The organism is Streptomyces sp. NPDC001222 (genome assembly GCF_042896945.1).
GTDB classification, from domain to species: domain Bacteria; phylum Actinomycetota; class Actinomycetes; order Streptomycetales; family Streptomycetaceae; genus Streptomyces; species Streptomyces gibsoniae.
The window spans coordinates 1-12,874 of the sequence record NZ_JBIAXT010000049.1 but is presented as its reverse complement, the minus strand read 5'-3'; the positions used below and the strand labels follow the sequence as shown (position 1 = coordinate 12,874).

The 12,874-nt window shown below is 72.1% G+C and carries 13 protein-coding genes; 10 read left to right on the top strand and 3 right to left on the bottom strand.

Annotated elements, in window-relative coordinates:
* Positions 1-8 precede the first annotated feature (8 nt).
* From aroH to der, 5 genes are all read left to right on the top strand, one after another.
* Positions 9-371, top strand: a complete 363-nt coding sequence (gene aroH / locus ACFY2Z_RS38095) for a chorismate mutase (RefSeq protein WP_390748580.1) — start codon at positions 9-11, stop codon at positions 369-371.
* Positions 368-1,462 carry a prephenate dehydrogenase gene (locus ACFY2Z_RS38090; protein ID WP_390748579.1) on the top strand — a complete coding sequence of 365 codons (1,095 nt, stop codon included), beginning with the start codon at positions 368-370 and terminating at the stop codon, positions 1,460-1,462. The genes aroH and ACFY2Z_RS38090 overlap by 4 nt, the downstream gene beginning before the upstream one ends.
* Positions 1,463-1,582: 120 nt before the next feature.
* On the top strand, positions 1,583-2,278 hold the full coding sequence (gene cmk, locus ACFY2Z_RS38085) for a (d)CMP kinase (protein WP_390748578.1): 696 nt from the start codon (positions 1,583-1,585) through the stop codon (positions 2,276-2,278).
* A complete protein-coding gene (locus ACFY2Z_RS38080; RefSeq protein ID WP_390748577.1) occupies positions 2,275-2,922 on the top strand; it encodes a lysophospholipid acyltransferase family protein in 648 nt (215 codons plus the stop codon). The genes cmk and ACFY2Z_RS38080 overlap by 4 nt, the downstream gene beginning before the upstream one ends.
* Positions 2,923-2,994: 72 nt before the next feature.
* Entirely contained in the window at positions 2,995-4,479 is a 1,485-nt protein-coding gene (gene der / locus ACFY2Z_RS38075; protein WP_390748576.1) for a ribosome biogenesis GTPase Der, read from the top strand.
* 77 nt (positions 4,480-4,556) lie between these two features.
* Here der and ACFY2Z_RS38070 read toward each other — a convergent pair whose 3' ends face one another.
* Entirely contained in the window at positions 4,557-4,991 is a 435-nt protein-coding gene (locus ACFY2Z_RS38070) for a hypothetical protein (RefSeq protein WP_390748575.1), read from the bottom strand.
* 139 nt (positions 4,992-5,130) lie between these two features.
* Positions 5,131-5,904: a hypothetical protein gene (locus ACFY2Z_RS38065; protein ID WP_390748574.1), complete on the bottom strand. Its 774-nt coding sequence runs from the start codon at positions 5,902-5,904 to the stop codon at positions 5,131-5,133.
* A 540-nt stretch (positions 5,905-6,444) separates the two neighbouring features.
* On the opposite strand from ACFY2Z_RS38065, the gene ACFY2Z_RS38060 reads away from it, so the two are divergent.
* From ACFY2Z_RS38060 to ACFY2Z_RS38045, 4 genes are all read left to right on the top strand, one after another.
* Positions 6,445-7,128, top strand: a complete 684-nt coding sequence (locus tag ACFY2Z_RS38060; protein ID WP_390748573.1) for a transglycosylase family protein — start codon at positions 6,445-6,447, stop codon at positions 7,126-7,128.
* A gap of 230 nt (positions 7,129-7,358) precedes the next feature.
* A complete protein-coding gene (locus ACFY2Z_RS38055) occupies positions 7,359-8,597 on the top strand; it encodes a glycosyltransferase (RefSeq protein WP_390748572.1) in 1,239 nt (412 codons plus the stop codon).
* Positions 8,594-9,409 carry a hypothetical protein gene (locus ACFY2Z_RS38050; protein ID WP_390748571.1) on the top strand — a complete coding sequence of 272 codons (816 nt, stop codon included), beginning with the start codon at positions 8,594-8,596 and terminating at the stop codon, positions 9,407-9,409. The genes ACFY2Z_RS38055 and ACFY2Z_RS38050 overlap by 4 nt, the downstream gene beginning before the upstream one ends.
* Before the next feature lie 48 nt (positions 9,410-9,457).
* Entirely contained in the window at positions 9,458-10,519 is a 1,062-nt protein-coding gene (locus ACFY2Z_RS38045; protein WP_390748570.1) for a helix-turn-helix transcriptional regulator, read from the top strand.
* On the opposite strand, the gene ctaD is transcribed toward ACFY2Z_RS38045, so the two are convergent.
* Entirely contained in the window at positions 10,401-12,101 is a 1,701-nt protein-coding gene (ctaD, locus tag ACFY2Z_RS38040; protein ID WP_390748569.1) for a cytochrome c oxidase subunit I, read from the bottom strand. The genes ACFY2Z_RS38045 and ctaD overlap by 119 nt on opposite strands.
* A 438-nt stretch (positions 12,102-12,539) precedes the next feature.
* On the opposite strand from ctaD, the gene ACFY2Z_RS38035 reads away from it, so the two are divergent.
* Entirely contained in the window at positions 12,540-12,755 is a 216-nt protein-coding gene (locus ACFY2Z_RS38035; RefSeq protein ID WP_390748568.1) for an I78 family peptidase inhibitor, read from the top strand.
* Positions 12,756-12,874 lie beyond the last annotated feature (119 nt).

Sequence of the window (12,874 nt, the reverse complement as noted above, 5' to 3'; positions counted from 1 at the left end):
GCATCACCGTGCCGGTACGAGCGGTCCGGGGCGCCGTCCAACTCGAACGGGACGAGGCCGGGCACATGGACGAGCGGGTCGGGGCCCTGCTCACCGCCGTCCTGGAGCGCAACGGCCTCACCGCGGACGACCTGATCAGCATCTGGTTCACCGCGACGCCCGATCTGCACAGCGACTTCCCGGCGGCCGCCGCCCGCAAGCTCGGCATCGTCGACGTACCGCTGATCTGCGCCCAGGAGCTGGACATCGAGGGCGCGATGCCCCGGGTAGTCCGCATCCTCGCCCATATCGAGTCCGACCGCCCGCGCGCCGACATCGCCCATGTCTACCTCGGTGCCGCGGCCGCCCTCCGCAAGGACATCGCCCAGTGAGAACCGCACTCGTCATCGGTACGGGCCTGATCGGCACCTCGGCGGCGCTCGCGCTCGTCGCGCGCGGGGTCACCGTGCACCTCGCCGACCACGACCCCGAGCAGGCCCGTACGGCCGCCGCACTCGGCGCCGGCACCGACGAGACGCCCGACGGCCCCGTCGACCTGGTGATCGTGGCGGCTCCGCCCGCGCACGTGGCCGCCGCGCTCGCCGACGCCATGCGGCGCGGCCTGGGGCGCGGCTACATCGACGTGGCCAGCGTCAAGGGCGGTCCGCGCCGCGAACTGGAGGCCCTGGGCGTCGGCCCGGCCGCCCTCGCGCGCTACATCGGCACCCACCCCATGTCCGGCCGGGAGAAGTCCGGCCCGCTGGCGGCCAGCGGCGACCTCTTCGAGGGCCGGCCCTGGGTCCTCACACCGACCCGCGACACCGACACCGAGGTGCTGAACCTCGCCCTGGAGCTGGTCTCGCACTGCCGTGCCGTGCCGGTCGTCATGGACGCCGACGCCCATGACCGGGCCGTCGCGCTGGTCTCGCACATGCCGCACCTGGTCTCCAGCATGGTGGCCGCGCGCCTGGAGCACGCGGAGGAGGCCGCCGTACGGCTGTGCGGGCAGGGCATCCGGGACGTGACCCGGATCGCGGCCTCCGACCCGAGGATGTGGATCGACATCCTGTCCGCGAACCCGGGCCCGGTGGCCGATCTGCTCTCGGAGGTCGCCGCGGACCTCGACGAGACCGTACGGGCGCTGCGCTCCCTGCAGGCCGCCGACGCGGCGAAGCGGCGCGAGGGCGCCCAGGGCGTCGAGGACGTGCTGCGCCGCGGCAACGCGGGCCAGGCCCGGGTGCCCGGCAAGCACGGCAGCGCCCCGCGGGCGTACGAGACCGTCGCCGTCCTCATCTCCGACCAGCCCGGCCAGCTGGCCCGGATCTTCGCGGACGCGGGCATGGCGGGCATCAACATCGAGGACGTCCGTATCGAGCACGCGACGGGGCAGCAGGCGGGCCTGGTCCAGCTGATGGTCGAGCAGAAGGCGGCCCCGGCGCTGAGCGCGGCGCTGCGGGAGCGGGGCTGGACGATCCGCCAGTAGGGGGACGGGCGGTCCCCGACGTCCGTCAGTCATACCGGGTCCGGCGAGCCAGTAACCTTGTGCGGGGCGCCCTCGCGCCCCGCCCACACCACCACCCCGCACCAGGAAGGTGTCCCCACCGTGGAAAACGGCGCCGCCCGGACCGCCCCGGCAGTGATTGTCGCCATCGACGGCCCCTCCGGCACGGGCAAGTCCAGCACCTCGAAGGCCGTGGCCGCGCAGCTCGGGCTGAGCTACCTGGACACCGGCGCCCAGTACCGGGCGATCACGTGGTGGATGGTCAACAACGGCATCGACATAACGGACCCGACCGCCGTCGCGGCCGTGGCGGGCAAGCCGGAGATCGTCTCCGGCACCGACCCCTCGGCGCCCGGCATCACCGTGGACGGCACGGACGTCTCCGGCCCGATCCGCACCCAGGAGGTCACCTCCAAGGTCAGCGCGGTCAGCGCGGTGCCGGAGGTGCGCTCCCGGATCACCGAACTGCAGCGCTCGCTCGCCGCGGCCGCGCCGGCCGGCATCGTCGTCGAGGGCCGTGACATCGGCACCACCGTGCTGCCGGACGCCGACCTGAAGATCTTCCTCACCGCCTCCCCGGAGGCGCGTGCCGCCCGCCGCAGCGGCGAGCTGAAGGGCGCGGACCTGCACGCCACCCGTGAGGCGCTGATCAAGCGGGACGCCGCCGACTCCAGCCGCAAGACCTCCCCGCTGGCCAAGGCGGACGACGCCGTCGAGGTGGACACCACCGAGCTCACCCTCCAGCAGGTCATCGAGTGCGTCGTGACCCTGGTCGAGGAGAAGCGGGCGGCGAAGTGACCAAGGCTCCCTCCGAGCGGGGCGCCGAAGTGGGGCGGCGCATCGGCGTCCCCCTGATGCACGGGCTGTTCAGGCCGCGGGTCCTCGGCGCCTGGAAGGTCCCCGCGACCGGCCCGGCGATCTTCGCGGTCAACCACTCGCACAACGTCGACGGTCCCATGGTCATGGGCGTGGCGCCCCGGCCGACGCACTTCCTGATCAAGAAGGAGGCGTTCGTCGGGCCGCTGAACCCGTTCCTGACCGGGATCGGCCAGCTGAAGGTGGACCGCACGACCACCGACCGCACGGCCGTCACCCAGGCGCTCGGCGTGCTCGAGAACGGGGGTGTCCTCGGTATCTTCCCGGAGGGCACCCGTGGCGACGGCGACTTCGCCTCGCTGCGCGCCGGACTCGCCTACTTCGCGGTCCGCAGCGGGGCGCCGATCGTGCCGGTCGCCGTGCTGGGAAGCGCGGAACGGAGCGGACGGTTGATAAAGGCACTGCCCCCGCTGCGCAGCCGGATCGACGTCGTCTTCGGCGACCCGTTCGAGGCGGGCGACGGCAGTGGGCGGCGCACGCGCAAGGCGCTGGACGAGGCGACCGTGCGCATCCAGCAGCGGCTCACCGAGCACCTGGAAAACGCCAGGCGCCTCACCGGGCGCTAGGCGACACTTGAGTAGTGGATCACCGTAGGCGCGGTGTCCACCGATCACCACGATGAACGAGGTACGGACTTCATGAACGACGACATCCAGCCCGAGGGCTCGGCGGAGCACGAGTACGACCACGGGGCGCTCGGCGACGCCGAGTACGCGGAGTTCATGGAGCTCGCCGCGGAGGAGGGCTTCGACGTCGAGGACGTCGAGGGCGCCATCGAGGAGGCGGGACACGGCCCGCTGCCCGTGCTCGCCGTGGTCGGCCGCCCCAATGTCGGCAAGTCGACCTTGGTCAACCGCATCATCGGCCGTCGTGAGGCGGTGGTGGAGGACAAGCCCGGCGTCACGCGCGACCGCGTCACCTACGAGGCCGAGTGGGCGGGCCGCCGCTTCAAGGTCGTCGACACCGGCGGCTGGGAGCAGGACGTCCTCGGTATCGACGCCTCCGTGGCCGCCCAGGCGGAGTACGCGATCGAGGCCGCCGACGCGGTCGTCTTCGTCGTCGACGCCAAGGTCGGCGCCACCGACACCGACGAGGCGGTCGTACGGCTGCTGCGCAAGGCCGGCAAGCCCGTGGTGCTGTGCGCCAACAAGGTCGACGGCCAGAGCGGCGAGGCCGACGCGGCGTATCTGTGGAACCTCGGCCTCGGCGAGCCCCACCCCGTCTCCGCGCTCCACGGCCGCGGCACCGGCGACATGCTGGACGCCGTCCTGGAGGCCCTGCCCGAGGCGCCCGCCCAGACCTTCGGCAACGGCGGGCTCGGCGGCCCGCGCCGTATCGCCCTGATCGGCCGTCCGAACGTCGGCAAGTCCTCGCTGCTGAACAAGGTCGCGGGCGAGGAGCGCGTGGTGGTCAACGAGCTGGCCGGCACCACCCGCGACCCGGTCGACGAGCTGATCGAACTCGGCGGCAAGACCTGGAAGTTCGTCGACACGGCCGGTATCCGCAAGCGGGTCCACCTCCAGCAGGGCGCGGACTACTACGCCTCGCTGCGCACCGCCGCCGCGGTCGAGAAGGCCGAGGTCGCCGTCGTACTGATCGACGGCTCCGAGAGCATCTCGGTTCAGGACCAGCGCATCGTCACCATGGCGGTGGAGGCGGGCCGTGCGCTCGTCCTCGCCTACAACAAGTGGGACACCCTCGACGAGGAGCGCCGCTACTACCTGGAGCGGGAGATCGAGACCGAGCTGGGCCAGGTCGCCTGGGCGCCGCGGGTGAACGTCTCGGCGCGCACCGGACGGCACATGGAGAAGCTGGTCCCGGCGATCGAGACCGCGCTCGCGGGCTGGGAGACCCGTGTCCCCACAGGCCGGCTCAACGCCTTCCTCGGCGAGCTGGTCGCCGCACACCCGCACCCGGTCCGCGGCGGCAAGCAGCCGCGCATCCTCTTCGGCACGCAGGCGGGCACCAAGCCCCCGCGGTTCGTGCTCTTCGCCTCCGGCTTCATCGAGGCGGGCTACCGCCGGTTCATCGAGCGCCGGCTGCGCGAGGAGTTCGGCTTCGAAGGGGCGCCGATCCACATCTCCGTGCGCGTCCGGGAGAAGCGCGGCACCAAGAAGAAGTGATGTGACGCCGGTACGGCGCTGTGCGTGAGGGGCGGCCCTCTTCGGGCCGCCCCTCACGCACAGCGCCCGAACGCCGCTCAGAGCCCTCTGCGGGGCGCAGGCGGCAGCGCCGGCATGGGGTGCATGCCCCGGGCCTGCCGGGCCACCTGCTGCCAGACGGTCTCCGCCGCGGCCGAGTGGCCGTGCTGGGCCGCCAGCTGACCGGTGGTGTGCTGGGGGGTGCCGTGGCGGGTGCCGTAGGACCCCGTGCCGTATGTCCCGATGCCGTACGCGCCCGTGTCGTGCGGGGAACTGGAGAAGGCCACGAAGCCCAGGTCCTCCTCGCCACTGCGGTCGCCCGGGCAGGCCCGGAAGGCCCGGACGTACTCGGCGCAGAGCTCGTCGTAGATGGGCGTGATCGAGGCGGCGACCGAAGGGTCCTGGGCCGCTCGCCCGGAGGAGATCGGCTGATAGGACTGGCGGCGGGGGACGTCGTATGCGTGCACGTAGGTGCCAACGACCCCGCCGCTCAAGGGATGCGGTCGATTGGTCCGGTTCGTCACTGTCTGTCTCCCGAGGGGCGGCGCGCCGCTCCGGGCGCGGGACGGGGCCGGGCGCGGGGTGCCGCGCGAGTGCCGCGGCGGCCCCGCGCCCGGTGGACGGGCCCGCGCCTCAGGTGCCCGCGAGCGGCAGGGCGGCGGCGACGAGCTTCCCGTTGGCCGCCGCCTTGTCCAGCGCGTCCCTCAGCAGGTCCTCCCGCGGCTGGCGGCCGATCGAGCCCACCGGCGCCGCGAACATCAGCACCTGCTGGTGCTTGTTGGCGGCCGCCCGCCAGCCGTCGGTGACCTGGAGCGGCTGGTGCGCCTGCCACCAGGCGATCGGCTGGCCGGCGTTGCCGCCGGGCTGCAGCACCGCGTGCAGCTGGCCCACGGCGAGCAGCACCGACCAGCCGTGCAGCACGGGCGGCACCGAGAGGATCTGGGTGAGGGGCATGAAGCCCTGCTCGATGAGCAGGGGCAGGAAGTCGTCGCCGATTCCGGTGCCGCCGGGGCGCACGATGGGCGCGGTCGGCTCCACGACGAGCGCCGGGTGCAACTCCCCGGCGATCAGGACGAGTCCGCTGGTGACGCCCAGCACCGCCTGCTCGGGGGCGCCCTGGACGCCTCCCGTCTCGGCGGTGATGGAGCGGACGGCGCCCTGCAACTGCTCCTCCGTGACCTGGACGACCTGGGAGGGCAGGCAGGTGGCATGGGCGAAGGCGAGGACGGCGGTCTCCTCGCCGATGAACAGAACGGTGCTGGTGCGCTCCTGCTCGGAGTCGCCCGGGGTGCGGCAGGAGGTGCAGTCGTAACTGCCCGGGGCGTTCTCTCCGGCGAGCAGCCGGTCGGCTTCTTCGTCGCCGATCTCGGCGCGTACGGCGTCGCTGACGTCGAGCATGCGCGGCACGGGTGGCTCCCTCGGGATGCGGTGCGTGACAGTGCCGGGTGGCTCCCGGCCCATGAGCCCGGGGGTTCCCGGCTCATGAAGAAGACAACGGACGATCTGTGGCCGGAGTCACGCCCGAGCGCGAACGGAATCGAACCATCCGACGCACACGGTGAGGGCGCGGCCGGAATGCGTTACTCACCGTTAACTGCCCGGTTGGTCAAGGGAGTTGGTTGCGTGAAGTAAGTCACAGCAGTCGGAGGGCGGTGGTCGAAAAATCCTGAAATCAGCGAATGAATGGGTTGGCCGGAAATCTGCGATACCCCCGGTAACAGTTAACTGGCCTGGAATGACAGGGAGTTGGTTGATCCGAGGCGCCCAACCTCCTTACATTCCTCCGCCGTGTGCAACTAGCACCGCCCGGGAACGTCCACCGGTCGCGCCGCACAGCCGGCGCGCAGCACCACTTCCGGTGGACGGGGCGGCGCGCGACGACCGCGTTCCACGCGCGGCCGACGTGCTCCGCCTTGGGGGACCTCGGGTACGTGGAGAGGGAATTACATGTCTGAATGTGCCGACAACACCCGTAAGACCCGTACGACCCGTACGACGGCGGTCCTCGCCGGAGCGGCCCTGCTCGCCCCGCTCGGACTGCTCGCCGCGACCGGCAACGCCGCCGCGGCCGACGGCGGAGTGTGGGACCGTATCGCCCAGTGCGAGAGCGGCGGGAACTGGCACATCAACACCGGCAACGGCTACTACGGAGGACTCCAGTTCTCCGCCGGCACCTGGCGCGCGTATGGCGGCACGGCCTACGCCCAGAGCGCCGACCAGGCCTCCAGGGAGGCCCAGATCGCCGTCGCCACCAAGGTTCAGCAGGCGCAGGGCTGGGGCGCATGGCCCGTCTGCTCCGGGCGTGCCGGAGCGAGCGGAGGCGCACCCGCCGCCTCGGGCGCCACGACCACACACTCGTCCTCGGGGACCGCGCACGCCTCGCGCTCGGTCTCGGAGTCCGCCACCACCGAGTCCGCCCCGTCGGAGCAGTCGTCGAAGGCGCCGGAGCGCTCGACGGGACACACCGGTCGCGGGACGTCCCGCGGCGACTACACCGTCCGCAGCGGCGACACCCTCAGCGGCATCGCCGAGCGGCACGGCACCACCTGGCAGCGGATCTACGCGCGCAACAAGGCGGTCATCGGCGGTGACCCCGACCTGATCGTGCCCGGACAGCGACTCGCTCTCTGACCGGCTCGGCTCCCGGGCCCCGACGTCCCCTAGGGCGACGTCGGGGCCCCGCGGCGTTCCGGCCCCGTCCGGCGTACGAACCCTGATGCGATGCCCGGCCCCGAGGTTCCCGGCACCGGCTACCGACGGGACAGCCGTTGCGGCACAACATGGCCATGCTGTCCAGCGGGCCCCCGTGCCTCAGGTGTCTAATCGAAACGGCAGGGAACGCACGAGGAATCCAGGGACGCATGCACATTTCCTTCCTGATGCACCACGCCTACGGGATCGGAGGGACGAACCGCACGACGTACAACCTCGCGAGCGCCCTGGCCGAGCACCACGACGTGGAGATCGTCTCGGTCTTCCGCCACCGCGAGGAGCCCGTCTTCGCGCCCGACCCCCGCGTCCGGCTGCGCCACCTGGTCGACCTGCGCGCGGACGGCCCCGACCACGGCCGCCCCGAGCTGGCGCGGCCCGCGCGGGTCTTCCCCCGCCCGGAGGGCCGCTACCGGCAGTACAGCCTCCTCACCGACCGCCGTGTCGGTGAGCACCTCGCGGCCACCGAGGCCGACGTCGTGGTCGCCATCCGCCCCGGCCTCGATGTGCGCCTCGCCCGCCAGACCCGCCGCGGCCCGCTCCGCACCGGCCAGGAGCATCTCACCCTGGACAGCCGCTCCAAGGCCCTGCGCGTGGTCCTGCGCGGCGCCTGCCCCAGCCTGCACGCCCTCACCACGACCACCGAGGCCGACGCGGGCGCCTACCGTGCCCGGATGCGGCTGCCCGGCGTCCGGATCGAGGCCCTGCCCGACCCCGTGCCCGCACCGCCCGTCGCCCCCGCCGACGGCACCGCCAACTGGGTCGTGGCGGCCGGCCGGCTCGACCCCGTCAAGCGCTACGACCTGCTCGTCACCGCCTTCGGCCGGGTACGCGCCGAGCGGCCCGACCGGCGGCTGCGCATCTACGGCAGTGGCCCGCGGAAGGAGGAGCTGCGCGCCCTCGTCGACCGCCTCGGCCTCTACAACCACGTCTATCTCATGGGCCCCGCCCACCCCATCGAGCCCGAATGTGCCAAGGGCTCCCTCGCCGCCGTCACCTCCCGCACGGAGTCCTTCGGCATGACGATCGTGGAGGCCATGCGCTGCGGACTGCCCGTGGTCTCCACCGACTGCCCGCACGGGCCCCGTGAGATCATCCACGACGGCGTCGACGGACCCCTCGTCGAGTCCGGCAGCGCGGTCGCCGCCGGGCTGCCGGAACTGATCAACGACGACGCGCTGCGGCAGCGGACGGCGGCGGCCCTGCACGCCTCCGCACGCCTCGACCCGGCCCGTATCGCCGAACGCTCTGTGTCCCTGTTCACCGGTACCGCCCGGCACGGCAGCCGGCTGCGCGGCTCGCTGCACCGCACCCGGGCGGCACTGCTCGGCGGTGCCCAGGCCGTCCGCACCGCCGGGCGCGGGGCACTGAGAAGGGGGCGCCCCGCATGATGACCGAGACGCCGGGCACCCGGCACGAACACCCCGCCACGCCCCTGCGCGCCGACTGTGTCGCGGACACCGCGGGCGGACTGACCTTCGACATCGCCGGCACCGGGGGGACCGACCCCGCCCATCTGGTGCTGCGCCGCCGCGACGGCGAGGAGACCGCGCTGCCGCTGGCCCCCGCCGAGAGCGGCCGGCTGCGCGCCGCCCTGCCCAGCGGCGTCGACCTGCCCGAGGGCCGCTGGGACGCCTACGCGCGGTTCGGCGACGGCGAGCCGTGCCGCCTCTCACCCGGCGTCAGCGATCTGCGCTCCCTGGTGGACCGTGCGCCCGGCGACACGGCGGACCGGATCGCCGTCCGCATCCCGTACACCGCCGAGGACGGCACCCTCGCCGTGCGCAGCTGGCTGCGCGCCCCGCACGCCGAGGCGGGCGACCTCCGCATCGGCGAGGACCAGCTGGGGGTGAGCGGCCGGGTGTACGGCACCGGGCTGGCAGCGGAGGCCTACGCCGAGGTCCGCGAGCGGGGCGGCCCGCGGTCCGTGGTGCGCGCCGACGTCACCGTGCGGGAGGCGGAGTTCGGCTTCACCGTGCCCTACGCACCGCTCGGCCCCGGCATCTGGGATCTGTGGCTGCGCCCGGCCGGCGCCGAGGGGCCACAGGTGCGGATCGCCCGGCTGCTCGACGACGTGGCGGACAAGAAGCCGGTCTTCCGCTATCCGAGGGCTGCCGTGCGGGCGGCGCACGGCGCGGTCGAGGCCTGGCCGTACTACACGGTCGACAACGATCTGTCGGTGACCGTGAGCGCGACGGGCTGAGCCTCCTTGCGGCCAGTCGTTGTCCGCAAGGGCTGCCAGACTTGGACCATGCTGGAGACCTCGGCCCGACTGCTGCGCCTGCTGTCCCTGCTCCAGACCCACCGCGAGTGGTCCGGGGCGGAGCTCGCCGGGCGCCTCGGCGTCAGCGCCCGCACCGTGCGCCGGGACGTGGACCGGCTGCGCGAGCTGGGCTACCCGGTCAACGCGGGTCCGGGCACCGGCGGCGGCTACCGGCTCGGCGCGGGCGCCGAACTGCCCCCGCTGCTGCTGGACGACGACGAGGCGGTGGCCGTGGCGGTGGGGCTGCGCACGGCCGCCGGGCAGGGGATCGAGGGCATCGGCGAGTCCTCCGTACGCGCCCTCGCCAAACTCGAACAGGTGCTGCCGGACCGGCTGCGCCGCCGGGTGTCCGCCCTCAACGCGTTCACCGTGCCCATGCTGCGCGGCCCCCGGGCCGCCACCGTCGACCCGGCCGTCCTCACGGAACTCGCGCATCTGTGCCGGGACGCGGAGCGGCTGCGCTTCGAGTACGGCGACCGCGCCGGCCCGGGCGGGAAGAGCGCCACCGGCTCCCTGACCCGCCGTACGGTCGAACCGCACCGCCTCGTGTGCACCGAGCGGCGCTGGTACCTGGTCGCGTGGGACCTCGACCGGGAGGACTGGCGCACCTTCCGCGTCGACCGCATGACCCCCAAACCGCCGCACGGCCCCCGCTTCACCCCGCGCACACCCCCGGCGGACGACCTCGCCGCGTATGTCTCGCAGGGCGTCTCCACGGTCGTGTACCCCACCCATGCCGTGGTGCGGCTGCTGGTGCCGCTGACCGAGGCGGCCGAGCGGATCTCACCGTCGGCGGGCGTGCTCCAGGCGGAGACCGACGGCAGCTGTCTGCTGCGCACGGGCGCCCCGAGCCTCGATGTGATGGTCGTTCACATCCTGATGACCGGGCTGCCGTTCGAGGTGCTGGAGCCGGCCGAACTCGTCGACGCCCTCAGGACGGCTCGTGACCGGCTTGATGCCGCTTTGGCTCGGGCTGAGGGGCCTGGCGGGCGATCCGGGGATGGTGCAGATCGAACGCGGGGGACTCGGAGCGGATCCGGGGCAGAGTGACGAAGTTGTGCCGCGGCGGCGGGCAGGACGTCGCCCACTCCAGGGACCGGCCGAACCCCCAGGGGTCGTCGACCTGGACCTTGGTGCCGTGGGCCGCGGTCCGCCAGACGTTGTAGAGGAACGGCAGCGTCGACATGCCGAGCAGGAACGCGCCGATCGTGGAGACCGTGTTGAGCGGGGTGAAGCCGTCGGCGGCCAGATAGTCCGCGTACCGGCGCGGCATGCCCTCGGCGCCCAGCCAGTGCTGCACCAGGAACGTGACATGGAAGCCGACGAACAGCGTCCAGAAGTGGATCTTGCCGAGGCGTTCGTCCAGCATCTTCCCGGTGAACTTGGGCCACCAGAAGTAGAAGCCGCCGAAGGTCGCGAAGACGACCGTGCCGAAGACGACGTAGTGGAAGTGGGCGACCACGAAGTAGGTGTCGGTGACATGGAAGTCCAGCGGCGGCGACGCCAGGATCACCCCCGTCAGCCCGCCGAACAGGAACGACACCAGGAAGCCGGTCGCCCACAGCATCGGTGTCTCGAAGGACAGGGAGCCCCGGAGCATCGTGCCGCCCCAGTTGAAGAACTTCACGCCCGTCGGCACCGCGATCATGAACGACATGAAGGAGAAGTACGGCAGCAGCACCGCGCCCGTCGCGAACATGTGGTGCGCCCAGACGACCACCGACAACCCCGTGATGGCCATCGTCGCGCCCACCAGCGTCAGATAGCCGAAGAGCGGCTTGCGGCTGAACACCGGGAGGATCTCCGTGATGATCCCGAAGAACGGCAGCGCGATGATGTACACCTCGGGATGACCGAAGAACCAGAACAGGTGCTGCCACAGCAGCGCCCCGCCGTTCGCCGCCTCGAACACCTGGGCGCCGAACCGCCGGTCCGCCTCCAGGACCAGCAGCGCCGCGGCCAGCACGGGGAACGCCATCAGGACGAGGATGGACGTGAACAACGTGTTCCAGGTGAAGATCGGCATCCGGAACATCGTCATGCCCGGCGCGCGCATCCCGACGATCGTCGTCAGGAAGTTCACCGCGCCGAGGATCGTCCCGAACCCCGCCATCGCGAGGCCCATGATCCACATGTCGGCGCCGACGCCCGGAGTGTGGTTCAGGTCGTTGAGCGGCGCGTAGGCGAACCATCCGAAGTCGGCGGCGCCCTCCGGGGTCAGCAGCGAGCCCAGCACGATCAGCCCGCCGAACAGGAACAGCCAGAACGAGAGCATGTTCAGCCGTGGGAACGCCACATCGGGGGAGCCGATCTGCAGCGGCATGATCTCGTTCGCGAAGCCCGCGAAGGTCGGGGTCGCGAACAGCAGCAGCATGATCGTGCCGTGCATCGTGAACAGCTGGTTGTACTGGGTCGCGCTCATGATCTGGAGCCCGGGCCGGGCCAGTTCGGCCCGCATCAGCAGCGCCATGACCCCGCCGACCAGGAAGAACGCGAAGGATGTGACCAGATAGAGGTGGCCGATCTTCTTGTGGTCGGTGGTGGTCAGCCAGTCGACCACCCGCCGCCCCCGTCGTTGCCGCGGCGTCGTCCGCAGGGCCCCGGCGGCCGACTGTGCGGTGTCCGTCCCCATCGCTGCCCCTCGCTCCTCGCGTACCGGGCCCGCCGGGCCCCGCGGCCCGGCGCCCACGCGGGCTCACGCCATGGCGCGCGTCCCCGCCCACGCTGCGACCGCGCGCGTGCGGGGATTCTGTGCCGAAGCCGTGTGCTTCTTATGCGGAGTCAGCTGATGCGCGCGATTCCCGAATCCGAATGGAAAGAGCCGGGAGTGAACTGCGGACCATGCTTTCCGCCGGGTTATTACGAACTTCTTCCGAGCGTGCGGGAACCGGATCCGAATTGCGTTCGAAGTGGTGCGTGGCGCATGCGGAACCCCTCGTACGTGTGACGGTTCCGGGGCGAAACGGGTGTCGTGATTCTGTGACAGAAGCGTGACCGGAGAGGGATGAGTGACCTGTGGGGTGAACGGTCCGCACTTCCCCGGCGAGGGCCCGCGGCCTAACGTGGCGCCATGGCACCCATTCCCACTCCGGACGCCCGACGCGAGGACTCCCCGGAGGCATACGTAGGCATGGAGGCGCACCGCGCCGAGCGGCTGGCCCGCGAACGCGGCTGGAGCACGGTCCGCTCGCTGGCGCCGGGCACGATCATCACCATGGAGTACGTCGAGGGACGGCTGAACTTCGAGGTCGCCGACGGCCGGGTCAGACGCTGCTGGAAGGGCTGACACACCGAAGGCCCCGGCTCGTTGCTTGAGTTCTAGGAGTCGTCGCAACACCCCAGCCCAAGGGGTGCGATGGAGTTCCAGATCCGCAAGGTGCGGACGGTGGCCCAAGGCCGTAAGCG

Excerpts from the sequence above, each read along its gene's own strand:
- ACFY2Z_RS38035 (WP_390748568.1), top strand. The coding sequence starts at position 12,540 with ATGGCACCCATTCCCACTCCGGACGCCCGACGCGAGGACTCCCCGGAG.
- ACFY2Z_RS38050 (WP_390748571.1), top strand. The coding sequence starts at position 8,594 with ATGATGACCGAGACGCCGGGCACCCGGCACGAACACCCCGCCACGCCC.
- ACFY2Z_RS38055 (WP_390748572.1), top strand. The coding sequence starts at position 7,359 with ATGCACATTTCCTTCCTGATGCACCACGCCTACGGGATCGGAGGGACG.
- ctaD (WP_390748569.1), bottom strand. The coding sequence starts at position 12,101 with ATGGGGACGGACACCGCACAGTCGGCCGCCGGGGCCCTGCGGACGACG.
- ACFY2Z_RS38045 (WP_390748570.1), top strand. The coding sequence starts at position 9,458 with ATGCTGGAGACCTCGGCCCGACTGCTGCGCCTGCTGTCCCTGCTCCAG.
- ACFY2Z_RS38060 (WP_390748573.1), top strand. The coding sequence starts at position 6,445 with ATGTCTGAATGTGCCGACAACACCCGTAAGACCCGTACGACCCGTACG.
- der (WP_390748576.1), top strand. The coding sequence starts at position 2,995 with ATGAACGACGACATCCAGCCCGAGGGCTCGGCGGAGCACGAGTACGAC.